Source organism: Nocardia sp. GCM10030253 (assembly GCF_042675075.1).
Lineage (GTDB): Bacteria > Actinomycetota > Actinomycetes > Mycobacteriales > Mycobacteriaceae > Nocardia.
Map to the genome: position 1 here is coordinate 173427 of NZ_JBHTDL010000002.1, position 23868 is coordinate 197294.

Below are 23868 nucleotides of genomic sequence, written 5' to 3' on the forward strand. Positions count from 1 at the left end.
GGTCTTTGACAGGGGTCCGGACACGTTAGCGGGGGCAAAAATGCCGTGCAGTGGTGTCATTGAGAGGCCCGGACACCTTCCCGATGCCGACGTCGGCTAGCACGGAGGGACCGTCGCCGTGGTCGGGCGCGGGCCTGGGTCGGTTCGATGCGCCTACGTGTCCGAACCGGGCCAAGTACCAGTCGGTGACCTGGGCAAGAGCCATCAAGGTGGGTATCTTCAAGATCTTGACCGTGGCCTGGTGTGCGTCGGATGATGTGTATCTGACAGTGGTGATGGTCGCTGCGAGCCGTGAAGTATTTCCGGTTCGAGCCCCGGCAACTGCCGATGCTCGACAGCTGCGGCGGTGATTTTGGCCGCTCACCGGCTGGTTCTCCTCGATTTCGTGAGTACATCGACCAGCTGCGCACGAAGGTCGCGCCGACCACGCTGGCGACCTATGAGTCGGCATGGCGTGCGATCAGTGAGGAGTGGGGTGACCGGGAGCTGCGCGAGCCGACCACCGGAGAGATAGAAGAACTGATGGATGCGCATCAGATTCGTTCTCATGGTCGCGCCAATTCGCGTGGCGGACATGCAGCTGCGGAGAATCTGCTGTCGGCTTTGCGGCGCTTCTACAAGCACGCCGAGCGTGACAATCTCATCGATCCCTCCCGCAATCCAGCGTCGGCGGCGATGAATCGCCCCGGTGAGTCGGGAGACTTATTGGTGTGACAGCTCAGCGGTCTGCTGGGCTGGTTGTTGAGCGTAGTAGGCGGTCTCCATCTCGACTGGGGGTATGTCCCCGCAGTATTGGTAGAGGCGCCGGTGATTGAACCAGTCCACCCATTCGGCGGTGGCCAGCTCGACTTGGTCGAGGGTGCGCCACGGGCCGCGCGGCTTGATCAGTTCAGTTTTGTAGAGGCCGTTGATCGTCTCGACGAGGGCATTGTCGAAGCTTGATCCCACCGCCCCGACCGAGGGTTGGATCCCGTGCTCGGCGAGCCGTTCGGAGAACGCGATGGATGTGTATTGAGAACCCCTATCATTGTGGTGCACAACGTCTTTCACGTCCCAGCCCTCTCGCTCGCGAGTCCAGATCGCGTGCTCGATCGCATCGAGCACCAGCGTCGTGGTCATCGACGTGGACGTGCGCCAGCCCAGGATCCGGCGGGCGTAGGCGTCGATGACGAACGCCACATACACCCACCCCGACCAGGTGGACACATAAGTTATGTCCGCTACCCACAACCGGTTCGGAGCCGCCGGCGCGAACCGCCGTTGCACCAGATCCGCCGGCCGCGGCGCGGCCGGATCCGGGATCGTGGTGCGTTTAGCTTTGCCACGCACCGCTCCTCGCAGGCCGAGCTCACGCATCAGTCGTTCGACGGTGCATTGAGCCACCTCGATTCCTTCCCGATTCAGTTGCAGCCACACCTTTCTCGCACCGTAGACGCCGAAGTTCTCGGCATGGACGCGCTGGATCTGCGGCTTCAACTCGCCGTCACGCCGCTGCTGCTGCGTTGCGGCTTTGCCGCGGTGCGCGTAATAGGTTGACGGGGCGGCTTTTATGCCGAGCTCGGTGAGCGCGGCGCAGATCGACTCGACGCCCCATCGCAGGCCGCCGCGTTCACGGCGGCCCTGATGTTCGGTGATGAACCGAACGATCAGCGACTGGGCCGGTCGATCTCGGCGGCGAAGAAAGCCGACGCGGCTTTAAGAATTGCGTTGGCGCGCTTGAGTTCTGCGTTCTCCCGCCGCAACCGGCGCAGCTCCTCGGATTCCCCGGTCGTCACGCCGGGGCGGGATCCGGTGTCGATCTGACCCTGACGCACCCACTTGCGAACCGTCTCGGGGGTGCCGACCCCGAGCAGGTCGGCGACCGCTTTCATCGCGGCCCACTCCGACTCGTGCTGATCACGGATCTCGGCGAACATCCGCACGGCCCGCTCACGCAGCTCCTGCGGGTACTTCTTCGAACTCGACACGACTCCATCCTTCACAGAGGTTGAAGTCTCCCGACACTCCGGGGCGATTCAGACCGCGTCCGCGAGAACCTGCCTTGGGCAAGGGAATTGGAGGTCACCACCTACTCGATCACCGAGACCGTGCGTGCCCACGTCCGGCAGCTGTTCGGCGAAACGGTCGAGCGCGTCTACGTCGGGCAGCACCGCGAAGACACAGCTGTACTGACCCACCTCCGTGGCGATGTCATCGAAGCACTTATGACGATCACCGGCGAAACCGCATCCACTCGCCAGGAGCAAACGGCCTTAGGGCTCACCCGTCAGTAGGCGAACGCGATAGAGGACGCTGGCGAACCAACCTCAGGTGGGATCAAAGGCCCGATACCCTTCACGGAACAAACTGTGCGCGTATGGGATGTAGCGACCGGCCGCCCGATCGGTAATGCTTTTCCTGGTGTCTCGGTGCGCCGTATCGCCGGCAAGGACCTGCTGGCTTGTCCGTCATCTCTGGGTTCTGGCCCACTTTTCGTGATAGGCGTTGCCTTGTGACGTGCACGGACACGCGCGTGACCACCTGGAGAAGCGCGGGTCGCGGCAAAATAGTGTGATTGCTGCGTGTATCAGCGCGGGCCTGCTACGTCCGACAGGTTTCATCTCCGTCCGTCCGAGTTTCGATGGAGTACGCAAGCTCATGGAGCACCCGAAAAATGCGCACGCAGTCGGGCCGCACATCGGCGAACAGCGCCGCGCGAGCCGGGAGCTCCCGTGGAACACGTTGTCGATCTCCGCAATTCCGGCGGCCGTCAGACGTACGAGTGCCGAGAGTCGATCATCTGAGGTTCTGGACACGCACCGACATGGACAATTCGTCAGGCCAGTGCGCCGCGGCTGCGAGGTAACCTAAACGCACAGTTGGGATCTCAGGAGGGACATTGGGGCGCGGATCGCCGAAACCGGGCCAGTCGCTCGCAGAGAGATGCTCGGATGTCGCCGCCGAGTGGCACCCGACCCGGAACGGCTCCCTCCGCGCCGTAGACCTCGCTGCCGGTTCACACACAAAGGTCTGGTGGCTGTGCTCTAGCTGCGGCAATGAATGGCAAATGGCCCCGAAGGTTCGAGCCGCACCACCATTCAGCGGCTGCCCGCCTTGTTCGTACAAGCGAGCTGGCGACATTCTGCGCACGCCGTATCCCGGCGAATCTCTGGCCGAACGGCACCCGCAGGTTGCTGCCGAATGGCACCCCACAGTGAACGGCGAGCGTCAGCCCGGCGAGGTGTCGCAGGCGAGCGCCACCAAAGCGTGGTGGCTGTGTTCCGATCCTGACTGCGGGCATAAGTGGCAGACGGCAGTCGCAAACCGCACGAGCGGCAAACGCACCGGTTGCCCAAAGTGCAGTCGCCGTCAACGCAGTCTGCCCGACGCGGGCCAGTCGCTGGCCGACCTACACCCAGATCTCGTCGCCGAGTGGCACTCAAACAAGAACGGCAACACTTCGCCGTCTCGGTTCAAGCCCGGATCTGGAACAAAAGTGTGGTGGCAGTGTCGCGATTGCGCCCACGAGTGGCAGGCTACTATTGCGAGCCGCGCCGTGCAGGGCAGCGGGTGCTCGCCGTGCAGCTATAAGGTGCGAATTGCTCTGCGCGACAAACCAAAGCCGGGCCAAAGCTTTGTGGAGTTGCACCCAGAGATTGCCGCACAGTGGTGTGCGGAAAGGAACGGCAACCTACGGCCAGAAGGACTCAAACCCGGCAGCGACCGATTGGTTTGGTGGCGGTGTCCCGACCGAGGCCACAAGTGGCAAGCGCGCATATACACGAGGACCGGTAAGGCCAAGACTGGCTGCCCCGAATGCCGAGATCTCCCCAAGCCGGGACAGTCACTTGCCGAGCGCTTCCCCGAAGTCGCAGCTCAGTGGCACCCGACTAAGAACGGGGATCGCACACCACAAGACTTCAAGCACGCCAGCAAGTTCATGGCGTGGTGGAAATGTCCAGCCCAAGGGCACATCTGGCAAGCACCGATCCTTAACCGTCGGAACGCTGGACCAACGAGCTGCCCCAAATGCACGCTGTGGGGCACCTCCGAGCAAGAGATCCGACTAGCGTACGAGCTTCAGGCGGCGGGCTGCCCCGTCGACCACGATCACCCGCCGATTCCGGTTGTAGGCCGAGCCCCGGTCAGAGCCGACATCGTGATCCCTGACTACCGACTGATTGTCGAGTACGACGGGAGCTACTACCACCACCTGACCGATGCAATTCGGAAGGACACCAAGCAGTCACAGGCTTTGATCGGCGCCGGTTGGACCGTCATTCGCGTCCGCCACCACCCGCTCACCACGATCAACCCGTCAGATATCGTGGTCGCCGCAAGTGCCTCGATCAAGAACATCGCTGTCGCTGTTCTTGCGAAGTTGACCGAGCTGGGCCATGAACCGGCGCATAGCGAACGCTATCGCGCAGTCCCCGAACTTTGGGCCGGAGCCGAGGCGGACGCGGTCATATATCGCCATCACGAAAGCAGCCTCTCGACGCTATACCCAGCGATCGCAAGTGAGTGGCACCCGACAAAAAACGGCTCCGCCGATCCTGCGTTTACCAACCCCGCCGCGAAAGCCTCCGTTTGGTGGCAATGCAAAGCGTGCGACCACGAATGGCGAACCACTCCCAAACACCGAACCAGCGACGGAACCGGATGCCCGGTGTGTTCTAGGCGAACGCTCCGCATGCCGGGCAGGTCACTTGGCGACCTTCGTCCCGATCTGGTTGCCAAATTCCATCCGATCAAAAATCGAGAGCTTTCGTTGTTCGACCTGAATCCCCGAGTCACAAATGTGGCGATCTGGTGGCTATGCGGCGACTGCGGACATGAATGGCAGACAAAGGATCCACGCCGTGCAGGCTGCCGCCCCTGCGCGGCTAAGCGGCGAATCGTAGGAATTGTTACCCCCGAGCGGGGCCGGTCACTAGCCGACCTGCATCCCGACTTAGCGCGGCAGTGGCACCCCACGAAAAACGGCAACCAACTTCCGGCGGCTGTAACTCCCCGTTCGTCGAAACCGGTCTGGTGGTTGTGCGAACAGTGCGGAAACGAGTGGAAGCGCAGCCCCGGCGTCAGGGTGTCCAAGGGTTCCGGGTGTCGCAAATGTTCGTCCAAGGTCGTGATGCGCCAGCGAATGCAGCCTGCACTTGAGCGTTCTCTGGCGGCGACTCATCCCCACCTGCTCAAAGAGTGGCACCCTTCGAAGAACGTCGATATCGACCCGTCCAAGATCGGCGAAGGCAGTGCTCATCGCGTCTACTGGCTGTGTTCAACTTGCGGTAATGAGTGGCCAGCGATGGTCTGGACCCGAGCGAAAAATGGACACGGCTGCAAGCGGTGTGCCTCCCGCGCTATGGGTGCCGCAAGGCGTGCCGTTCGCGAAGGGAACTCCCTCGCGGAGTTACACCCCGACTTTGCCGCGCAGTGGCATCCGGACAGAAACAGGGCGGCGACCCCCGCGACCATCAACGCGGGCACGCACACGAACTATTGGTGGCTATGTGCCAGCTGCGGATACGAATGGTCGGCGAAACCCGGAAACCGTATTCGGAGCACCTATCTTTGCCCCATCTGCAAGCAGAAGCGCGACTAGGTGCGCTCCTGAACAATCCCCACCAACTCGTCAATCAATGCGCGAAGTAGATGGTTCAAGGTAGTAGGGCTGCCCGAGTCCATTGAACCTACTTGTGCAGTGGTACGCACTGGATCTTTACATTGATCGACATCAGATCAGCGATGAGGTTTCACGCGATCATCGGTGCGGGTTCAGGCGGTCATCGCAACGCTTGGTTGAGTGCCCGACGCGCGCTCCGCGGCATGTGCGTGCGTTCGCCGGTGGGTGCGGTGAACAAGCCCAAAACACCTGGGCGCGGCATGATCGGACGCGTCACCCACCCCGCAGCGAGAGTAGATCCGACGTTCATGTCGAGCTACGAAGCCCGCCGACCCTGGGTCTCGCGGGTGGTGTTGTGGTGCTGGTCCACCTCTGGTCGATATGACTCCCGGTCCGCGACGTTGCGACTAAAGTCCGAGTTCGTGGGAGGTAGTAGCAAAGCTGAATCGCTCCAATGGAATTGGGTGACTTTGGAGGAACGGGCTCACGTCGTGAACCCGAAGAAGCTTGCTCGGACGATGTGCAAGATCTCGGTGGAGTCGGATGATCCATTGAGCGCGAGTCGCCCGACCGAGGTTCGACGGTGTGGTTTGTGCTGGAACGCATCACAATCCGAACGTGCGCGTGAAGTCCGAAAGGCGAAGAGGGCCGCGGAGAAGGCCGTGACCAAGGATCGGCAACACCGACTGCGGGCGCAAAAGGCGGAGATGGACGATCGCAAGGAGCGATCGGCCGACCGTAGCAGCTCGGTTCCAACCGTCAGCGGAGGGGCACCCGGCCTCGGCAAACGATGCTGAGCGGGACGTAGGTTTGGCCGACTCGATCAGCGCGATATGCGGCTATTACAGTGCGTTGCTGCCGAGCCTCGAAGTCGCCTGATTGCGAAACGCCGCCAGGGAATATTAGGCGGCGTAACCTCCGACTGCGGTGGCGAGTGCCGACGTCCGACAAGCGCCTCTCGGCGAGTGGTCGCTCGTAGCGACAAAGGATCTCGTTTCAGGACCACAGGTCGCAAACCACTCGATCCGTCCTGCGGACAGCAATATCCGGTACGTGTTGTACACCGTCGGATCCGACGGCCCGGATCCGACGGTCGGATCGTGGACCGGACCGTCTTCACCGCTCTGGACTGGCAGCCCAGCCGTTGCCTCCATCGCGCTCCGCTGTGGCGGTAAGCGGCAGAAATGAAAGCAGGCATCGCTACCTCATCTTCCTTACCTCGCCTTCGCCTGACGCGATTACGTTCCAGGTCGACGCCTGCGCCGCGATCTCAGCGGCGAGTTCATCCGGCAAATCCAAAGAGGCGGCGCCAGACATCAGCGCTATCGCATCACTCGCTTCGCGCGGCAATCCTTCGTCACCTGGCTGCCAGAGGTTCAGCACCGGCACCCGCGCGTTTTCCGGCACTCGGAGGTGGACTTCTCCGCCGTAGTCCTCGTGTTCACGCCATCGGCCGATGACAATTTTCGCGAGTTCCGGGAAGTACCGGTGGTGTTCCGAAGGACGATGATGAAGCGCGATCAGTGTGGGCCGTCCGATTTCGCGGAGCGTTTTCTCGAGTTCGAGATCCTCTCTGGTCTGCTGCCAAAAGTAGGTTATTTCCCCACCCCAGTTCTGGAGGTATGGTTCGAGCCCATCCCCGACCGCCTCGATTGTGTGAAGGTTTGCGACAGTACATATCTCGTTCGTTCGTGCCGCCCGCTGATCGACTGCGCTCAGCACACCTGTGGTCAGGATGCGTTCGACTTGTGCATCAGTGAGCAGTCCTGCTTGAAGCGCGGCAGCGACCTTGTCTGCGAGAAGTTCCTGGGACGTCGCTCTCAGCCCATTCACGCGGATATCGTCGACTTCGGACTCCATCAACCGCGTGCAGTGATAGACGACGACTCCGTGCTCGGCCAGTATCAGCTCGATTGCACGAGAGAGTTCTTCCGGCGGCCTCAGATCGGATGTGAAGCGTGTCTGGCAGCCTGGGTGTCGCGCACCGAGAGTGGCCAACTGACGGAGTTCGGGTGGCCATGACTCGGGGTCGTCGAGATTGACCGGCTTGTCCATCGAATTCCCTTTCCACACGTATGAGCAACGGTGTCGTATTTCCGAGAGCCGTGAAGTCGCCGACAATCGGGAGCCAGCTGCCCGGGTTCCTATGCGTTCCCTTCCGCCAGACAACGGTTGCGATTTAACCTTCCTGTCGGATTGTGGCGATACTGCCCGCTGGAAGACCGTGGCCCCACTAGCGTCGCCAGCCGAAACCGGCTGTCGCGCAACGGATGAGAAGCTGCCGCCCGGCGTGCTCCCGAGCAGGGCGGGTCAACGACTCCCCCCATACCCCGGATGGCCGCCGCGGTTCGCGACGCCGCTCACCTGGTCGGGTGAATCGACCCTCGCGAACCTCGGACATCGGAATGCCTTGCCGTGCCGTCTATTTGAGCATGGGTGCTTTACCGTGAGGCCTGAACCATACGTTGCCAACCTCGTCAGTGAAGGTGATGTCTGCCCGGACCTGGCCATCCCCTTCGGCGATGTAGGCCACGGTGGTGTCCCTGTCCGTCGGGAGCACTGCCGGGAATGAATCCTGCATTTGCGCGATCGCCTGCCTGAGCATTTCCTGCTGGATCCGGGGGGCGAGCTGATCAGCCATCGTGCCGCCGTAGACACCGGCGACAGATCCCAGGCTTCCGCGAAGCGCTTCCCGTACCACCTTGCCCATCAGATCGCCGAGTGACTGGTGATTCTTCGCGGGCACGCACTGGTCCGCTGTGCGCTCGCCACGGGAATCGACGAGGTAGACCGCTACCTCAAGATCGGTGATCGGGCCACTGCTCCCGTTGTTGACGATAACGTTCCAGATCCCGGGGCCTAACGGGTTCGACTCCACCGAGCAGGTCACGGCGCGAGGTCGCGCAAGCGAGGCAGCGGGCTGCCGAGCGGGTTTCCGTTCGAGCGCGGAGACATCGTATTCGATGGCGCGATGGACCTGGTTCTGCAGATCGTTGGGATTTGCGTACTCCCCGAGCAGGCCTTCTTGGCGGAACTGTGCCTTGAACTCGTCGAGTCGCTTCAGTTCTTCCCATGGCGTGTCGTGTGGAAGCGGCTCACTGGAGAAATACACATGGACGGGCTTGCCGGCTTTGCTGGCTCGCGTAATCTCTTCGGCGGTACCAGATACGGCCTCGGCGGTCTGGGTACCGAGCCGGCTGTCGAAGACGGCGATGACGATGTCGCAGCTGTCGACAGCCTGGGCGTTGATGATTTCTTGACCGGCCCCGTTCATCAGGGGGACGGCATTGCGCTCCCAGCGCCACGGCATGACCGTCACCCCACAGGCCTTTGTTTCGGCGGTCAAAGCCACGTTCACTGCTGCCTCGCAGGAGCAGGCAGCATTGCTGATCGCGGCAGGTCAGCAAAGCAAAGGCGGATTGCGCGGAGAGGATGCCACCGAATCGATAGACACGCTGACCACGAAATCAACTGATGGACAACGAAAGCAAGTGACCAAGTGGCAGACCCCAACGACGTCGGCGGAGTGAACGTGCGACCTAGGAACGGAGATATTCCGGCAATCTTCGATGAGCTGTGGGCAGTCGTGGTCGAACCCGACGAGTGGGGGCGATTGAAGTGGTCACCTACCCACCAAGATTGGTTGCCGTGGCTGGTCAGCCCGATCGGCTACTTGCGGGGTTTCGCGCCAACGCCGCTGTCGCAGCCGCTCCGCGACGACATCGTCGCGCGCGTGCCCGCGGTGGTCTCAGAAGCCTCGGCGGCAATACAGGAACGATTCGCGAACAGAAGCCATTGCGCCCGGTGTGGTGGCGGAGTAGCGGACCACTACGCGATGCCGGATGTCTTCGGCGACGCCAAGGTCTACTGTCTACAGCTACCTGACAGAGCGTTGGTTCCGGGGTCCACCGTCAAGCACTGGGCAAGCCTGGACGCATGCAGACGAGTTATGCCCCGTTACGTGTCCGACCAGCACGGCGACGAGTGGATCGAGTACACACACGGTGATGGGGTTCCCGCTTCTCTCGCCGTATCGCAACCATGGTGCCGCGATTGCCGGACAGCGGCCAAAGCTGTAGCGGCCCGCGCGAAGGAGGAGGGCCTCACCACAGAGAAGTGGCTTCGAAACAACGAGAAGGAGCGACTCGACGTGCGCCGAGGAAACCGCCGCCACCGATGACGGTGCTGGTTCCGGGGCTGGTCGTCTGCGACGACTGAAACCACCGAGGCACCGACACGTTTTGGATCGGCAGAGCCCGCCCAGGATCTCGCGGATGGCGGACCGGCCCGCTAGGTATCGAGGAAGTCCCATTCGTCACCCAGCACCCAACGCAACGCCGACAGTTTGCCGTTGAGCATTCCCAATTCGAAGGCATCGTACGGCCCGATATTCTCAAGACCGTAGGTTTCTTCGATCCGTTTTCGTCCCTGACGTGCGACGCGCTCGTGCTTCTCGAGTTCTTCGGTCTTGCCTTCGGCGATCAGCTCGCGGTCATGCCGCATTGAGCGCTCGTACCAAACCTTGTCGAACATCTCCTTTTCAGCGGCAAGTATCTCGTTCAGCCCGCGCGGGTCGTCCGGAAACCACATCTCGGCTATGAGTTCGTCCAGATAGCTATCGAACTCGTCGCGCAGGCACTGCTCAAGTCCGTCGACCCCGAGCCGATATGTCGAGTGGTCAGCAGCGAACATCTCGGCCAAGTCTTCATGAGGCTGGCGCTGGTCGCCGTGTGTGGCCGAGAAATCAAGGGAGTTCGACGTCACGAACGCGAAGGCGTCACCAGGGCCAGCATCGGTAAGGACAGTCGCATACATCTCGATCGGCAGCGCGTCCGCCACGCTGTTGCGTTGCCGATGAAATGGCGCGGCCTTCGCGAGTGCCCGCGCTACCACCCGTTCCTGGTCGCCGGTAGAAGGCTCGATTCGCTTGCCCGTCCCCAGCAGTGTTTGTGAAGTCCGGCTACGAAATCCGGGGTATGTGTTTCGTAACCGTCGTTGTCCCAGGGCAGAATGCTTGGTACAGCTGACCAGTCGGTACCGTCGACGCTTCGGCTTCGAGACTGCAACTCGGAGTTGGGGTTTCGAGTACGACCTCTCCGAGACTCGACTGCATTCAATGCGGTACCCGGGCATACGGCTGCCCGCAGCCGTTAGCCCGGGTACCGCCGCGCACGAAAAGAAGCCCCCTCCATGTCCAACGGTGTGCGGCCCGACCGCCCCGCTGCGCTCGTTGCCCCTGCCCCTGCCACACCGATGTGGACGTGGCCGTCGGCGTTCGTGGCAGAGGTGCGACCGGTATACGGCAGAAACCTGCCGTCAGACCATATTGGCTGGTGAGAACCGGCGCCGAAGCGGCGGACAGCACCGAGCCGGTCTGTGATGCGGTCGGTGGATCGGCGGGCGGTTCCCAAGCGGAAGTGCGCCACGAGATGGCAATCGGTGTACTGAGTTCGACCAACTGTCGCGCCTGAAGCATTGTCACGGGAGTTGGCTCAGGATGGTTGGGTCGGTGATTTTGGTGTCGTTGGCCAGAAGCAGGGCTTTGCTGAGGATCACCGACAGCATCCGGTCACCGTCGAACGGCAGGAACGAGTCCGGTTCGGTTGTTCGTGCCGAGGGGACGATGCACAGGTAGCGGTTGTTGGGGTCGATCAGGACGTTTCCTGAGCCCAGGTGGATCCGATACGAATGCTTAGTACCTCGCACGTGCAGGAATCTGTCTTCCACGGTGCATTGGTGGCCGATGGCCAGTCGGGGCAGCAGCCTGGTCAGCAGGTCACGTCTGGTTTGTGCAGTCTGGTTCAGGTCGCCGAAACTGTAGTCGGTCCAGTAGTCGGCGAACCTGCCGTTCGGACCACCGTCGTACCATGTCGGATCGTTGCCGATGCTGGCCACACCGACGAACAGGTCCACGTCGCGCAGTACTTCGCTCAGGACCAGTTCGGGCACGTCCGACAGTGGCAGTGGCTCGGCCGACCCATGGAAGCCGCCATGGAAAGCGCTGTTGGCAAGGTTCTGTGGTGCGTCGATCGGGTAGAACCGCACCTGGTCGGTGCGCAGGCGTAGATAGCTGCCGGACTCCGTGATGTCGACGTCCCCAATGTCGTCGCGTTCGCCCTCCACCCAGTATTCCGCGCGCACACCCCACTGCGGCAGTTCACGGGTCGGTGGCGGCACGGAGGTGTCGGCATCCAGCAAGAGCTTGTTGCGCCATCCCCGGACAGCGGCCAACGCGTGGAACTGGTGTTGGCGCAGGATGTGCGCCGCGAAGCGGTTCGAGTAGGTACCGGTGTGGCGTTCTGCGTCGGTGAGTAGGTAGACCTCGCGATGGGCTTGTTTGAACGGCTGCCGGATATTCTTGCATTCCAACCACTCTCGCCATGCGAGGATCTCCTCCGTCGAGCGGCCGAGCGGGTGCCACAGCTCCACGATGTCACCACCCACCGGGTTGTCCGCCACGTCGCGCAGCGCGCCGTCTGCGTAGCCGCAGGTGACCCCGTCGACTGTCCACAACAAACGGCGGGCGATCGTGCCCACCAAGGGGTGGTCGATATAAAACTCCCGCCACGAGGGGTAATCCCAGCTGCGGCGCTCCAGGAACTGGCGATCCAGCCGTTCGACTTGGGCGGTCAGCATCTTGCCGATGTCCTTGGCCGTCGCCTCGAGTTCTTTCAATTCCTCGGCATGGTCGCGTTTCACCGCGGCCGGGACGCTTTTCACCGGTTTGCTCGTGAACCAGCACAGCACCGCCTTGGTGCCGTCCACGGTCACCGTCGCCGACGCAGCGCCGAAGGCGAATTCCGCCGTGCCTACCGACGTCAGGCCGTAGGTGGGCACGGCCATCTCCTCGATCTGAGTGCGGGTCAGCCCGAGCGCGTGTGCCTTGGCCTCCAGCGCGGCGTTGATCAGCTTCAACGTGCCCTTGTAAGTCACCGTGGCGGCCAGGCGGGCCAGCTCACCCAGCGCCGCCTCGCCGCTCACCTGGCTCAGAGCGTAAACACCAGCGTTGGCTATCTTCGGGTTACGTGGTCCCAGACCCTTGATTTTGCGCAGCGACGTTTCCACCAGGCCGCCCAGGATGCGGGCAGTCGTCGGCTGCGGGGGCCGATACGTCAGCAGCCACAGCAGACCGCGCACCGCGTTCGCGTTGAACGGGTCGTACTCGTCGTTAAGGCCGGGATCTTCGGCGAGACGATGCCGCAGCGGTAATGTCCTGGGTCGGCCCACCAGCTCCAACAACGACAGCACCTTCTCGTCGAAGGAATCCACCTTCGCCAGCAGCGCTCGACCGGTCTTTTCCCACTTGGCGTTCGGTCTTCCCATCGTGGCGGTTATGGCGAAGGCCAGCAGGTCGTGCCAACCCGGAGACGAGCACACCAGCTCCAGTGCTCGGTCCGCCCATTGCTCACCCACATTGACCACTGGTTCGGGACATTGCCGGGCGACCTCTGCAACACGAGAGTCCAGGTACCTCTCGCAGGCTCCGCGGCGGTACACCGCGACGACCTCAGGGCTCAAGATACGTCCTGACGCCAGTTCCGCTAGGGCCAGAGATGAGTCGATCGCGAAAAGGCTTAACCTGCCGTGGTGGTTCGACAGGGTTTCCAGCACTGCTCGCCGTTCTTCGACCAGGATCGGCAAGGTGGGTGCGACGGTCGACGCCAAGAGCAGCAGAGAGTGCTGCTCGCGCTCCGAAGCGGTAGGGAACGCAACCGCGCAAGCGCGAGCAAGCCGTTCGACCGTCTCGGTCGGCAGTTCACGCACCTTGGCGAACAGGGCATGCCATAAGGCATAGTCGGACGCCATATGGGTGGACTCGGCGATCTGGTGTACCCGCACAATCTCGACGCACAACCTGCCCATATCGTCCGCAGCGATGGCATCGAGGACCGCTGTCTTGTACTTGGAAGGAACGATGCTCTCCTGCAGATACTTGACCCCGTGTCGGATGTGCTCGGAAGCGGCCGGGGCCGCTGCGGCGCAGACGCGAGCCAACCGCTCGGAGGTCTCGTCTGGCAAGACGCGTGCCACGTTCGATACCGCACCCCACACGTACTTGTCGGTCTCCGTCTGATACGCCTGCAGATATGCGTCGAAGAAGGCGTCCATATCGTCCGCGGCGATGGCGGCCCGCGCCGCGGTCTCGTACTCGGACCTCGACATTCAGCCACCCACCAATGCAACGAGCTTCAGGAATGTGATTTCCACACCCAGTGGCAGCGCGACCACCTCGTCCAACTCCTCGATCTGTCGATCGCCGACCAGGACCACGAAACCGTTGCGCCCGAAAGCCTGCAACGCCGCCTCGCACTGGCGTTCCAGATCGACACGACCAATCGTGCGGAACCCGCCGCGCACCACCTCGGCATCCGCCGGCAGCACCAGACCACGAAATACACCACCGCCCGCGGTGGCATTGTGCTCGGCGACCTCCTGGAATACCCGCCGCCGGATGATCTCCCGCAGTGGCAGCCGCTCCTCGGTCACCTCGAACATCCAGCCGTCGTCGCGACCCCCGGATGCCGTTTCGTCGACCACCTTCACACTCACCATGACGACAGGGTAGGCACGACCCCTGACAGAACTCGAGAACAGTTTCCCACCAGTGGCCTGCTCCAAGAATTCGTCGCTGCCACGGTGCCGGCCTCGGCCGAGGTCGAACGCGCGCCACGGCTGATGGCCGCTGGGACAGCGCTTACACCCCGGACAGAGGCGATCAAGATGCTTGCGAATAAGCCTCCCGCTCTCGATTCAGATCCAGGCGGGTAGTCATGTCGAGCCGGAAGCTGGCCGGCGAGGTTTCCCGAAGAACGGCGCTGGCGGGCCACGTCAGACTGTGCCGGTGGGGAACAGGGCGTGGGGTTCGAGGTCCAGGCGCGTGACCGGCTCACCGTCGGGTGGGGTGAGGTTGAGCACCCAGTCGCCGAAGCGGCGGATCGTGCGCGTGATGTACGGAGTGATGGTGGCCAGATCGTCCGGATCCACCGGATGCCCTTCGGCCGCCAGCGCGTTCGCAGCATCGGTGATGACCAGGGCGGTGGAGTAGATCGCGCAATTGGCGACCAACTCGTTGAACTTCACCACCCGTTCCTGATGAACGGGATCGTTGTGACCGATCAGCTTCCCACCGAACATCAGCCACGCGGCGAACCCGTGGAACGCCTCCACCCGGTTCGTGATCGCCGTGATCTGCTGCCGCAGCTCGGGTTCGGACAGAAACCGCAGAACTTGCCCAGCGATGCCGCCTTCGCCGGAGTCTTCAACCGATCGAACTCGCTGCGCCGCGCCACCGGATCCACCAGCAGCAGCCGCGCCATCCGGGCCCGGTCCGTGATCGGGATCCGGTTCGCCACCGTCGAGAAGAAGCCGGAGTTCACCTCCGTGCGGATGCTGGTTGTCATCGCGTCCAGGGTGGTGTACCCAGGCAGCTCGCACGAGGACCGGACCAGCTCCTCCAACGCGACGTTGATCAGGTCCGCCGGATTGTCCTTCGTCAGCGCTGCCGCCCGAATAGCCTTCTCCGCCACCCCCGCACCCTCGCCGGCTCGTACACCACCCCCAACCGAGTACGGACGAACTCGCGGTGCCGCCACAACGTCCGCTCCGACTCGTGGCCGGCCACAACCGAATCCGCGACACCGAGCATGCTGCGCACGTAGGAAACCACGGCATCAGGCACATCGGCCAGCTTCGGGAAGTACCCCAGCCGCTGATAGCACTTCAGCAGCACCACCAACGCCAGCAAGTGACCATCAGACGTGGTCTTCGACCGTGCCCACCCGGTCTCGTCTTCGGACGGAGTGAACGACTCCGCGATCTCCCGTGCCGACACCACACGCTTGAACCGCGGATACGCGGTGCGATCGATCGAAGCCACGAACCCACCCGGAACAAGAACATCAGCAGAGGACCCGAACCTTAATCGGCACCACCCGCCACACCGACAACGGGTCTCCCACCGGCCACTATGGCCTCAACGGCAGGTTTCTGCCGTATTCCGGTCGACCCTCTGGCAAGCGTCATCGTCGTGGCCGGCCTCGCCTACAATTTCGCGTTGATCACGCGAGGCTTCACCGCCGACGACGCGGTCAAAATACGCTGATGATGGTGATTCCGCTCGTCACCATCGTGCAGCCGAGCAGCTCGCTCGGTGCTCCAGCTTCTCGGAGATGGGTTCCATCGGCTCGGTGGTGGGCACGCCCATGAGCCGCGATCCGCACCACGGTTCGTGTGGTCGGCTGGTGCTCGAGGCGAACTCGGCCAACAAGTTCATGGCGATGCTGCGCCACATGCTCGCCTGGTCCGGGCTCACCGCCGGCCAGGTCGCAGTGAGCTCGAAGTTGCTGCGCAGCACCGCCTGTCGATTCGTGGACCCGAAGAACGCCACCCTGCCCAAACGCCGCGTCCAGGTCGAGGCCTTCGCGCGAGCGTGCCGGTTGACACCACAACTGGTTACGCGGGTGTTATCGATCTAGGACGAGCTCAACGGCACCGAGCTTCGTGTAGTCGAAGTAGCGCGAATCATCAGCGAAGTCGGCCACGTCCACACCGCGATGACTATCGCCTGGTGATCTGCGGACATCAGATCTTCGTCGTCGGCCATGTGCAGGTCGTTGTCTAGCGGTTCCAGCCGCGCCTGTTCATGCGGTCGAAATAGGCGTCATCAGCCGCTTGGATCTCTTCTTCGGTCATCGGCTGTCGAGGTTCGGTCACCGCGGCCTCGGCCTTGCCGAGTAGTTCCTGCATGGGGTTACGGAGGCGGGAGTCGGCGTTTCGGATGATCTGTTCGGTTTTTGCTGCAGCATCGGCTCGTGCTCGTCGGTGGCAGTCGAGCAGGGCACTTGTCAGTTGTGCGCTGGTCCAGCGCATCGCGCCAGGTGCGATCTGCAGGCTGGTGATGTCGCCGTTCGCGCTGACTTCGATCGTGACGCCACGGACCTCGGCGTGGCCGGTGATAGAGGCCGCGGATTTCGCGAGATTCTCTCCGCTGCGCCGGATCCCGGCGAGGTTCTGCTGGAGCTGCAACTCCCATTCTGGGAGGTCGGTCATGAGCGCCTCAACTTCTTCAACACCTGCTTCAAAACCCCTGGCATCGGTCGCATCTCGTCTCGACGGACCTTGTCCTGGCCGGTGTAGATCCTGTAGTAGCGAGTGAGCTCGGGGCCCAACAATTCGACCACGCCGGGCTCATCGAAGATGTTCTCGACAAACGACACAGCGATCAGGTCGGAGACCGGGTTCTGTCCATCACCCCACGCCTGTTCGAGCCGGTTGAAGAAGGGCGCCAACCGCGATGCCGGATCAGCGCTTTCCTGCACGATCTGAACGACCCAGCGTGAGACGTCGCCCATGAGCATCGTCGGGAGTATCTCGTCGTAGTCGTTGACATGCTCGGCTATGAGCGGGCGGATCTCGGGCTCGAGGTTGGCGAGATCTCGGATGAACTGTGCCTGCTCGGGCACCAAGGTCCTCGACCAAGTATCGATTAACTCCAGGATCTCTTTGTCGGTTCTGTCGTTCATGTTTCGCCTCCCTTTCCTATCGTCCGGCCAATGCATCCATGAGGTTCTGCAGCTCTCGAATCGCGACGGCCCGGTCGGCGGGATCGGTGTTGGCCTTGTCCATCAACCATTTCGCGAGTCCTCGCTGTGACTCCATCGCCTTTTGCAGGTGCCATCGACCTTCGGTGGGTTCCAAGGTTTTGAGTTCGTTGCGGACCGCGTCTGCGGTTGTCCCATCACCAACTCTGCCCGGATTATTCGCGCCCTTGTAGAGGTCGTTGAGGATGTTCTGCAGTCTCGTGTCGTTGACGGTCGGTTTGACCCCGGGCGGTTTGGGTCCCACTCCTGGCGGCCCACTGCCGGGATCGGATCGCCACAGTTTGGTCTTGGCTTTCTCCAGCCATTCGCCGAGCCTGGTCAGCATCGCCTTCAGCCTGCCGGTGACTGCTGAACCGATGCGGGCAACGAGAGTGGTCACCTTGGCGACGAGCCGGTCGATGATGCGCCCGATGCGGGCGGCATAGATGCCGATACGCGCCACCAGAGCACCATGGCCGCCGAGTTCGGAAATCCCTGCGGTGAACGGCGCAAGGACGGCCATCCCTACTTCCCACGCGGCGGTCTCGATCGCCATGTCCTCGAGCTCGTCGAGGATCTCGCTGTGTGCGTCGTCGAGGTGTTGGGCGTACTCGCCGCACGCGTCACCGATTTCCCGATACGCCGCCTGCAGTTCCAGGAAGTTACCGGAGGTTTCACTGCAGGTAGCGACCGAAGCGGGGATTTCCGGTGACTGCTGGTTCCCCAACATCCCGACCGCATTGGGAAACGGGAGGGTCGCGGTGTCCAACGCCGCCGCTGCGGCGTACCAGACGTCTTTCGCGGCTCTCAACTGATCCTGGTGCCCGTTGGGCCACATCAACCCCGACACCGACTTGATCAGCGACCACCCGAACGGATCCGCGCCGCCCCCACCACCAGCTGACGGGGCCGAGATCGCAAAACACGGATCGATACTCGGCGTCGGCGCCGGAGGTGGCTCGATACCGTTCGCGGCGGCTTCGGCAGAGGCGTGGTTGTGGGCTCCGGCCGCGATCAGGTCGCTGATACGCGCGCACGTCGACACCAGCTTCGAGGAGCTTTGCAGTGCCGCGGCCGCGGCTTCGTCGTAGGTCGTCGCCCACTGAGTGCCCGCGCTGTCACTACCAGCCATCCCGCCGTATCCGGACAGCGTGCGCACCAAGGCAGCGTGGACCTCGCCGACGTCGTCGCGGATGAACGCCAACCCCTCACTGGCGGAGCGGTAATCCTCCTGCCGGCACACGATGATCGGGAAACTCGCAGGAGGGCTCACGGCCACATCTCCAGATTCGTCTGGGCCGCGCCGGTGTAGCTGGTGTGCGCCCGACGCGCGACCTCACGCAACTCATCGAGGTTTTCCCGCATCTCCGCCGCACCGGCCATCCACCGGTCATGCGCGCCGCGCTGAGCTTCAGCCGCCAGACTCGACCACGCCAAGTGCAGCTCGGCGATCTTCTGATCGACCTCCGCCAGCCACCCCTCAACATCGGCACCGAATTTCGCCATCGTGGTGATCGCGTCGTCGAGCTGCTCGAGATTCACCCGGTAGCTGTAATCGTCGGCCACGGCCTACACCTGATCTTGCGCTTGCGTGAGCGCGTCGCTGTTAGCGAGGTTGCGCATCTCATACCTGTGGGCCGACTCGAGGAGCTTCGCCGCCGAGGTCTCGAGCGCAGCGACGATCTCGTCGGCACCCTGTTTCCACTCGACCCACGACTCGTCGTAGGCGGACGCGGCTCTGCCTTGCCAGCCGTCCGAGAGAAGCTCCTTGCCGACCGTGTTGTCGAGCTGCACGACCCCGTCCCTGATGGTTTGGGCTTTGTCAGTGATGAATCGGGCAGCATCACGGAGTCGATCCAACTCGACCCGGAGTTCGTCGGACATGCCTTCTCCCCTCGTAATGCTGTCCACGGATTGCCTCTGAACTATAGGACGCAACGAAGGACCGCCCGGTTCCGTGTCGCTGCGCAGCGTTCGCCCCTGCCGATACCCTGATCGAAGCCCAACAAAGCCCTCAGACGCCACAAGCACTAGAGCAAGCCGGCCCGTCGGGACCCAGTTCGGTTCCTCGGCGACCGCGTGTAATGAACTCGCGAAATCTGTTGTATCCTAATCGGATTCGATCAGCGATGCCGAAGGGTGCGACCGATCGCGCCCTTATCGAACTCCTCCTCCCCGCAGCCGTGGTATCCGAAATATGCACTACCCTTCGGCCGACAGTGGCCGACGATCCCAGGAAGTCGACCGGCGTGTGATGCGCGTTCGCTTTACTGGGTGTCCGGAAAGAATTGGATCTGAGGAGGCGAGAGCGCCAGTTCATGCCGAACGGCGGCAATAAAGCTTTCGAAGGCTCGTCGGGCTGGGATCCGTATCTGCTCCCAGTCCTCAACCGGAAACCGGCGGTGTTGCGCCTCGTAGAAGAGTTCAGTCACCCTGCGGTCCAACGCCGTTGCGGCGGAGACCACCGGCGCCGAGCCATGGAGCCAGACCGCAATGAAGGCGCTATCCCAGGCCTTGAACCCATTGGTGCGGGCGTCGGCAACCATCCCAGCGAAGGTGTCCGTGTCGGGATCTGCGATGGCGAGTGCCCGGATTACCTCATAAATGGATTGGAACTCCTCAGCGTAACGCTGATAGCTGGCAGTCTTCTGATCGCGACGCCATCGTGTGGACTCGGAACGCGCATCCCAGAGTCGCCCGACCGCGATGCCGACGAGGGCAGCGATTGCGGCCAAGATCGCCGAGTTCATGATGACCTACCCCCTGATATTCGAAATCCGTTGTGCCGCTGATGGATCCGCAGCTCGACGGTATCAGCTTGTCGTCGAGCCTGCGCGATAGTCGATCAGTGCTGCTCGAACTGCAACCCGCCTATGTAACCGGCGGAGGGAGTGTTCGAGACCTGCGGCAAACCCACGCATTCGGCATCGGAAAGTCCGCGACGAGCTCCGACCGCGCGCACGCTGATTTCGCCAGACATGGAACTGCTTCTCCTGGCCGGGACTCGATGCTACAGAGGCACATGGGTGCGGTGATTCACCGTGACGATCTCCGCGTGACGAGACCTCGCGGCTTTTCGTTGGCACGTTGTGCGCGTTGGTGTCCGGCGCGATGCCACCAGTCTGTAGCTTCGGCGAGTTGGCCGAGGTAGCGGTGGCGGATGGCGAGGTTGTGCATGGCGTCGGCGTGACCGGCTTCGGCGGCCCGCTGGTACCAGGTGATGGCTTCGTCGACGTGGAGCGATTTGTCCAGCGCTACGGCGAGATTGTGCATGGCGTCGGTGTTGCCGAACTCTGCGGCTCGGCGCCACCAGAGTTCGGCGTCGTTGAATGCCTTGACCTTATGCAGCAGGTTCGCCAGATTGACCATGGCGATGAGGTTGCCCTGTTCGGCAGCCTTGCGATACCAATCGTGCGCTTCGCGGGCTTTGCTCTGAGTAGAGAGGAGATTGGCGAGGTTGTTCATCGCGCCGAGGTGACCTTGGGATGCGGCGTGCCGCCAGGAGAACTCTGCCTGGGGAAGATCGCCTTGGTCGGCAGCATCGAGACCGCGCTCGAACAATTCCTTCGGGTCTCCGAGGTCGGCGGACGGGTCCGCGCTGAAAATGCGCAGGTCCCCGGCGACGTTGACGCTTCGCCGTCGCGGGCGGGGGTGACCGCGTTGACGCAGGAGTTGATCGACCCGCTGGTAGAGCTGGTCGAGGGTGAAGTCGGTGCCGGTGGCGGCGCTGAGCAGGGCCGCGGGCCGCGATACCTTCGTCGCTTGGCGCGCTTCCGCCCTTCGTCACCGACATCCCGAACCTCGAAAGGACGCGGCGCGGAAGGAGAGCGCGTAGCCACAGTCCAGGCGAAAGCGCTTGCCGCACTTGGTCACCGCGGATACTTGTCACCTCTGACGTCCGCGATCAAGTCGATCCATGCCCCTGGCTTCAATATGAAATCTAGCCTTCTGGACGCCGTTCAGATTGGTGATGAATCGCCACCGCGCCGAACGGCTGGATCCAGGCCGTGAACTTCATCCTCACCGGCGCGCTGTTCGCTGTCGTCGCGGTCGGGATGCGTCAGCGCATGGTTGCGGGCATCGGGCGAGTGTGGGCACCACGGTTGGTGGGCGTGTTCGCGGTTGGGCTGGTCGGAGCCGGTCTGTTCGCCTGCGATCCGAGCCGGGTATCCGGTCGGAGCGGCCGAGGTCGCTACCTGGCACGGAGCGTTGCACGGTGTCGCGTCCGGTGTCGCCGGGGTCGGACTGCTCGGCTTCTGCGCTGTGGCATTCCGGCGGTTGCGGTCGGAGGGCAACACCGCGGGTGCGGTGGTGAGCGCGGTCGTGTTCGTCGTGTTCGCGGTTCTGCCGTTCACGATCCCCGGCTCGACGAGCGTCACTTTCGCCATTGCCTCGTTCATCGCCCGGGGGTGGGTGGCAGTTTTTGCCGCCGGTCTGCGCACCCAGACGGCGGTCACGCCGCAGACGCACGTAACGCTCGCCTGAAGTAACGCGAATGCGCGGATCGGCGCGTCTTTCACGAGACAAGACTTTCGGATCGGACCGGCGCGGGGTTTTCAGTGACGCGTTTGCCCAGGGTGATGAAGAACAGGACCAGGCCAACGGTGAGGATGATGTGGCCGCCTCCGGCGAGATGGGCTGCTATTTCGCTGGTTTCGTGGCCGAGGACTGTCCGGGTGCCGCGAACGGTCATCACTGTGACGGTTAGTGCTAGGCCCGCGTTATAGGTCCAGAAGAACGGGTTGAACAGCTTGCCCGCCGTGAGCGTGAACATTTTCTCCAGCGCCAAGACGATCAGGAAGAACAGCATGCCAAGGGCCAGCAGGTGGGTGTGGACGAGTCCTAGTTGGGAGTCGCCGGTGAAGTCGTTGAGTTTGGTGATTTCGCGGTAGTAGAGGCCGGAGACGAGGCCGACGATCATGTAGATGTGCGCTGCGTTGTAGATCTTTTTCACGACAGTCCTCGGATTCAGGCGATGAAGAGTAGGGCGGCGCTGATCAGCACAACCACGGCGGTGGCGAAATGGATGCCGAAGGCGGTGGCTTTTGTTCCGCCGTTTCGCAGGACGATGAGCGTGTCCCCGAAGGGAGTCAGGGAGACCGCGAGCATGTACCAGCCGACCGCGTCGGCGTCGGCGAAGATGATCAACGCGAGGCCGAGGACGCCGGAGGTGAAGTCACGCAATCCTTTGACGGTCAGGTAGGCGGCGTCGCCGTCCGGTTTGGCGGGAACGCCGAAGCCCTCCGCGGCGGATTCCGGGGTCAGCAGAAACCGTGCTCCGATGAACAGCACGAAGACGATGAGGAAGATGGCGAGGCCATAGGCGATGGCGGTGAGCATGATCCAACTCTCAGGACGAGACAGTGAAACGTTGGGCCGGTGAATTGCGGGACGGCCGCTGCCGCCAGGTCAAAACCGACCCCTCTGAATGTTTTTCGTAGGACGTTCTATGATCAAGCGTTCGCCGACCGTGATCAACGACAAATCACCCAAGGGTCGTTAACCAGCGGGCAATGATCACGAGGGCAACGGTGGAGCGAAACGAGATCGAGGCGTTCCTGACGTTGTGCGAGGAACTGCACTTCGGTCGGACCGCCGAACGGCTTCGGGTGTCGACGGCACACGTCAGCAAGACGATCAAGGCAGTGGAACGCCAGGTCGGGGCGGCATTGTTCGACCGGACGAGCCGCAAGGTCGCGCTCACGCCAGTCGGGGCGCAGCTGCGTGACGAACTGCGCCCTGCTTATGAGCAGATGCAACGTAGCGTGCGGAACGCCAGACTGGCCGGACGAGGAATCGCCGGGACGTTGAGGGTCGGGTATTTCGGATCCGCTGGTGGCCGGTATCTGCTTGAGGTCGGCGAGAAGTTTCACGCGCGCTACCCCGAGTGCGAAGTGCGGATTACTGAGATGCAGCTCAGCGATGGTGCGAACCGGTTGCGCTCGGGTGAGGTCGAAGCCCTGCTGTGCTGCTTCCCGATGTGTGAGCCCGACATGGCCATCGGCCCTCCGCTGATCTCTGAGGACAAGATGCTCGCGGTTGCGTCCGGCCATGACTTCGCCCGCAGACAGACGGTGTCGCTGGAAGACCTCGCCGACGTCGAGATGATCCAGAACCCACCCGAGCTACCAGCTGACTTCGACGAATTCCACCATCCCAAGCGCACCCCCTCCGGCCGCCGCATTCCACCCGGCCCCACGGCGACCACCTTCCAGGAAATCCTCGCCCTGGTCGGTGCGGGCAAGGGGGTCTACCTGACAACCACTCAAGCGCCACTGTTCTACACGCGCCCTGACGTCACCTTCGTCCCTGTCACCGACGCCCCACCGCTGCAGTTCGGCCTGGGTTGGATGAGCACGGGACTCACTCGACGGGTCGAAGCGCTCGTGCAGGTGGCGGTCGATGTAGGCAACCAATTCAGGAGCTGAGACGCGACCCGAACAGGCGGCTGATCGCCAAGTTGTGGCGAATCACCCGCTTGTGTTCCACGCGATCCAAAGATCGCGGCATGTTTGAAAGGGTATGGGTTAGGCGTACCAAAGCGGGTTCTTCCAAACCCTCACGGTTTGAAAGAGGTCCGCTTAGGTACACAGCAAGAGCCGAAATCCTTTGCAAAGCACGGGATTTCGGCGCTTCTCGTATCTGTTGGCGATTTGAACACCTACGAGACCTGTTGCCCGGGGATCG

The 23868-nt window shown here is 62.6% G+C and carries 25 protein-coding genes and 2 pseudogenes; 9 read left to right on the top strand and 18 right to left on the bottom strand.

All coding sequences use genetic code 11. The features are described from left to right. Positions 1 to 291 precede the first annotated feature (291 nt). Complete coding sequence (locus ACFQZZ_RS01270) at positions 292 to 714, top strand: hypothetical protein (RefSeq protein ID WP_378672565.1); 423 nt, start codon at positions 292 to 294, stop codon at positions 712 to 714. Here ACFQZZ_RS01270 and ACFQZZ_RS01275 read toward each other — a convergent pair. Then, positions 703 to 1916 (bottom strand): IS3 family transposase gene (locus ACFQZZ_RS01275; protein WP_378673216.1). Its coding sequence is split into 2 segments (ribosomal slippage): positions 703 to 1685 and positions 1685 to 1916, totalling 1215 coding nucleotides; the frame shifts between segments, so codons are not numbered across the junction. The two genes, ACFQZZ_RS01270 and ACFQZZ_RS01275, sit on opposite strands and share 12 nt — an antisense overlap. A 138-nt stretch (positions 1917 to 2054) precedes the next feature. Here ACFQZZ_RS01275 and ACFQZZ_RS01280 point away from each other — a divergent pair. From ACFQZZ_RS01280 to ACFQZZ_RS01290, 3 genes and pseudogenes are all read left to right on the top strand, one after another. Beyond that, positions 2055 to 2273 carry a hypothetical protein gene (locus ACFQZZ_RS01280; protein ID WP_378672568.1) on the top strand — a complete coding sequence of 73 codons (219 nt, stop codon included), beginning with the start codon at positions 2055 to 2057 and terminating at the stop codon, positions 2271 to 2273. Between the two features lie 605 nt (positions 2274 to 2878). Continuing rightward, a pseudogene (locus ACFQZZ_RS01285) lies at positions 2879 to 4000 on the top strand (zinc-ribbon domain-containing protein); the annotation flags it as partial. A gap of 138 nt (positions 4001 to 4138) precedes the next feature. Further along, the gene (locus ACFQZZ_RS01290) at positions 4139 to 5581 is read left to right on the top strand and encodes a zinc-ribbon domain-containing protein (protein ID WP_378673219.1); all 1443 of its coding nucleotides are present in this window, start codon (positions 4139 to 4141) and stop codon (positions 5579 to 5581) included. 1221 nt (positions 5582 to 6802) lie between these two features. On the opposite strand, the gene ACFQZZ_RS01295 is transcribed toward ACFQZZ_RS01290, so the two are convergent. Both ACFQZZ_RS01295 and ACFQZZ_RS01300 read right to left on the bottom strand, forming a co-directional pair. Next, positions 6803 to 7657 carry a hypothetical protein gene (locus ACFQZZ_RS01295; RefSeq protein ID WP_378672571.1) on the bottom strand — a complete coding sequence of 285 codons (855 nt, stop codon included), beginning with the start codon at positions 7655 to 7657 and terminating at the stop codon, positions 6803 to 6805. Positions 7658 to 8024: 367 nt separating this feature from the next. Next, complete coding sequence (locus ACFQZZ_RS01300) at positions 8025 to 8921, bottom strand: hypothetical protein (RefSeq protein ID WP_378672574.1); 897 nt, start codon at positions 8919 to 8921, stop codon at positions 8025 to 8027. Between ACFQZZ_RS01300 and ACFQZZ_RS01305 the strand changes: the two genes are divergently transcribed. Next, positions 8911 to 9132: a hypothetical protein gene (locus tag ACFQZZ_RS01305; protein WP_378672577.1), complete on the top strand. Its 222-nt coding sequence runs from the start codon at positions 8911 to 8913 to the stop codon at positions 9130 to 9132. The genes ACFQZZ_RS01300 and ACFQZZ_RS01305 overlap by 11 nt on opposite strands. 760 nt (positions 9133 to 9892) lie before the next feature. Here ACFQZZ_RS01305 and ACFQZZ_RS01310 read toward each other — a convergent pair. The 6 genes from ACFQZZ_RS01310 to ACFQZZ_RS01335 form a co-directional block, all read right to left on the bottom strand. Further along, complete coding sequence (locus tag ACFQZZ_RS01310; protein WP_378672579.1) at positions 9893 to 10441, bottom strand: hypothetical protein; 549 nt, start codon at positions 10439 to 10441, stop codon at positions 9893 to 9895. Positions 10442 to 11080: 639 nt separating this feature from the next. After that, positions 11081 to 13243, bottom strand: coding sequence for a DUF4132 domain-containing protein (locus ACFQZZ_RS01315; protein WP_378672581.1), 2163 nt, complete (start codon positions 13241 to 13243; stop codon positions 11081 to 11083). Positions 13244 to 13765: 522 nt separating this feature from the next. Continuing rightward, the gene (locus ACFQZZ_RS01320) at positions 13766 to 14155 is read right to left on the bottom strand and encodes a hypothetical protein (RefSeq protein WP_378672584.1); all 390 of its coding nucleotides are present in this window, start codon (positions 14153 to 14155) and stop codon (positions 13766 to 13768) included. 276 nt (positions 14156 to 14431) lie between these two features. Beyond that, the gene (locus ACFQZZ_RS01325; protein ID WP_378672586.1) at positions 14432 to 14770 is read right to left on the bottom strand and encodes a Tn3 family transposase; all 339 of its coding nucleotides are present in this window, start codon (positions 14768 to 14770) and stop codon (positions 14432 to 14434) included. Continuing rightward, entirely contained in the window at positions 14737 to 15129 is a 393-nt protein-coding gene (locus ACFQZZ_RS01330; RefSeq protein WP_378672589.1) for a DUF4158 domain-containing protein, read from the bottom strand. The genes ACFQZZ_RS01325 and ACFQZZ_RS01330 overlap by 34 nt, the downstream gene beginning before the upstream one ends. Beyond that, the gene (locus ACFQZZ_RS01335; protein WP_378672591.1) at positions 15096 to 15479 is read right to left on the bottom strand and encodes a DUF4158 domain-containing protein; all 384 of its coding nucleotides are present in this window, start codon (positions 15477 to 15479) and stop codon (positions 15096 to 15098) included. Before ACFQZZ_RS01335 ends, ACFQZZ_RS01330 begins: the two co-directional genes overlap by 34 nt. Before the next feature lie 292 nt (positions 15480 to 15771). On the opposite strand from ACFQZZ_RS01335, the gene ACFQZZ_RS01340 reads away from it, so the two are divergent. Then, a complete protein-coding gene (locus tag ACFQZZ_RS01340; RefSeq protein ID WP_378672593.1) occupies positions 15772 to 16077 on the top strand; it encodes a hypothetical protein in 306 nt (101 codons plus the stop codon). Positions 16078 to 16219: 142 nt separating this feature from the next. Here ACFQZZ_RS01340 and ACFQZZ_RS01345 read toward each other — a convergent pair whose 3' ends face one another. From ACFQZZ_RS01345 to ACFQZZ_RS01375, 7 genes are all read right to left on the bottom strand, one after another. Then, the gene (locus tag ACFQZZ_RS01345; RefSeq protein WP_378672596.1) at positions 16220 to 16651 is read right to left on the bottom strand and encodes a YbaB/EbfC family nucleoid-associated protein; all 432 of its coding nucleotides are present in this window, start codon (positions 16649 to 16651) and stop codon (positions 16220 to 16222) included. Continuing rightward, positions 16648 to 17124 (bottom strand): hypothetical protein, encoded by a 477-nt coding sequence (locus tag ACFQZZ_RS01350; protein WP_378672599.1) that lies wholly within the window; start codon positions 17122 to 17124, stop codon positions 16648 to 16650. The genes ACFQZZ_RS01345 and ACFQZZ_RS01350 overlap by 4 nt, the downstream gene beginning before the upstream one ends. Before the next feature lie 16 nt (positions 17125 to 17140). After that, a complete protein-coding gene (locus tag ACFQZZ_RS01355; RefSeq protein WP_378672602.1) occupies positions 17141 to 18454 on the bottom strand; it encodes a hypothetical protein in 1314 nt (437 codons plus the stop codon). Beyond that, entirely contained in the window at positions 18451 to 18747 is a 297-nt protein-coding gene (locus ACFQZZ_RS01360; protein WP_378672605.1) for a WXG100 family type VII secretion target, read from the bottom strand. The genes ACFQZZ_RS01355 and ACFQZZ_RS01360 overlap by 4 nt, the downstream gene beginning before the upstream one ends. Positions 18748 to 18750: 3 nt before the next feature. Then, complete coding sequence (locus ACFQZZ_RS01365) at positions 18751 to 19065, bottom strand: WXG100 family type VII secretion target (RefSeq protein WP_378672607.1); 315 nt, start codon at positions 19063 to 19065, stop codon at positions 18751 to 18753. A 383-nt stretch (positions 19066 to 19448) separates the two neighbouring features. Then, positions 19449 to 19931, bottom strand: a complete 483-nt coding sequence (locus ACFQZZ_RS01370) for a hypothetical protein (RefSeq protein WP_378672610.1) — start codon at positions 19929 to 19931, stop codon at positions 19449 to 19451. A gap of 286 nt (positions 19932 to 20217) precedes the next feature. Beyond that, positions 20218 to 20646, bottom strand: a complete 429-nt coding sequence (locus ACFQZZ_RS01375) for a tetratricopeptide repeat protein (RefSeq protein WP_378673222.1) — start codon at positions 20644 to 20646, stop codon at positions 20218 to 20220. 542 nt (positions 20647 to 21188) lie between these two features. On the opposite strand from ACFQZZ_RS01375, the pseudogene ACFQZZ_RS01380 reads away from it, so the two are divergent. Together ACFQZZ_RS01380 and ACFQZZ_RS01385 are read left to right on the top strand one after the other, a co-directional pair. Then, positions 21189 to 21290: pseudogene (locus ACFQZZ_RS01380) on the top strand (hypothetical protein); the annotation flags it as partial. 13 nt (positions 21291 to 21303) lie between these two features. After that, entirely contained in the window at positions 21304 to 21666 is a 363-nt protein-coding gene (locus tag ACFQZZ_RS01385; protein ID WP_378673261.1) for a hypothetical protein, read from the top strand. Positions 21667 to 21697: 31 nt separating this feature from the next. Here the strand turns inward: ACFQZZ_RS01385 and ACFQZZ_RS01390 are convergent, their stop codons facing one another. Then, a complete protein-coding gene (locus ACFQZZ_RS01390) occupies positions 21698 to 22135 on the bottom strand; it encodes a DUF2871 domain-containing protein (protein ID WP_378672612.1) in 438 nt (145 codons plus the stop codon). Between the two features lie 14 nt (positions 22136 to 22149). After that, positions 22150 to 22521, bottom strand: coding sequence for a DUF4267 domain-containing protein (locus ACFQZZ_RS01395; RefSeq protein ID WP_378672615.1), 372 nt, complete (start codon positions 22519 to 22521; stop codon positions 22150 to 22152). Positions 22522 to 22694: 173 nt separating this feature from the next. Between ACFQZZ_RS01395 and ACFQZZ_RS01400 the strand changes: the two genes are divergently transcribed. Further along, the gene (locus ACFQZZ_RS01400; RefSeq protein WP_378672618.1) at positions 22695 to 23609 is read left to right on the top strand and encodes a LysR family transcriptional regulator; all 915 of its coding nucleotides are present in this window, start codon (positions 22695 to 22697) and stop codon (positions 23607 to 23609) included. Positions 23610 to 23868 lie beyond the last annotated feature (259 nt).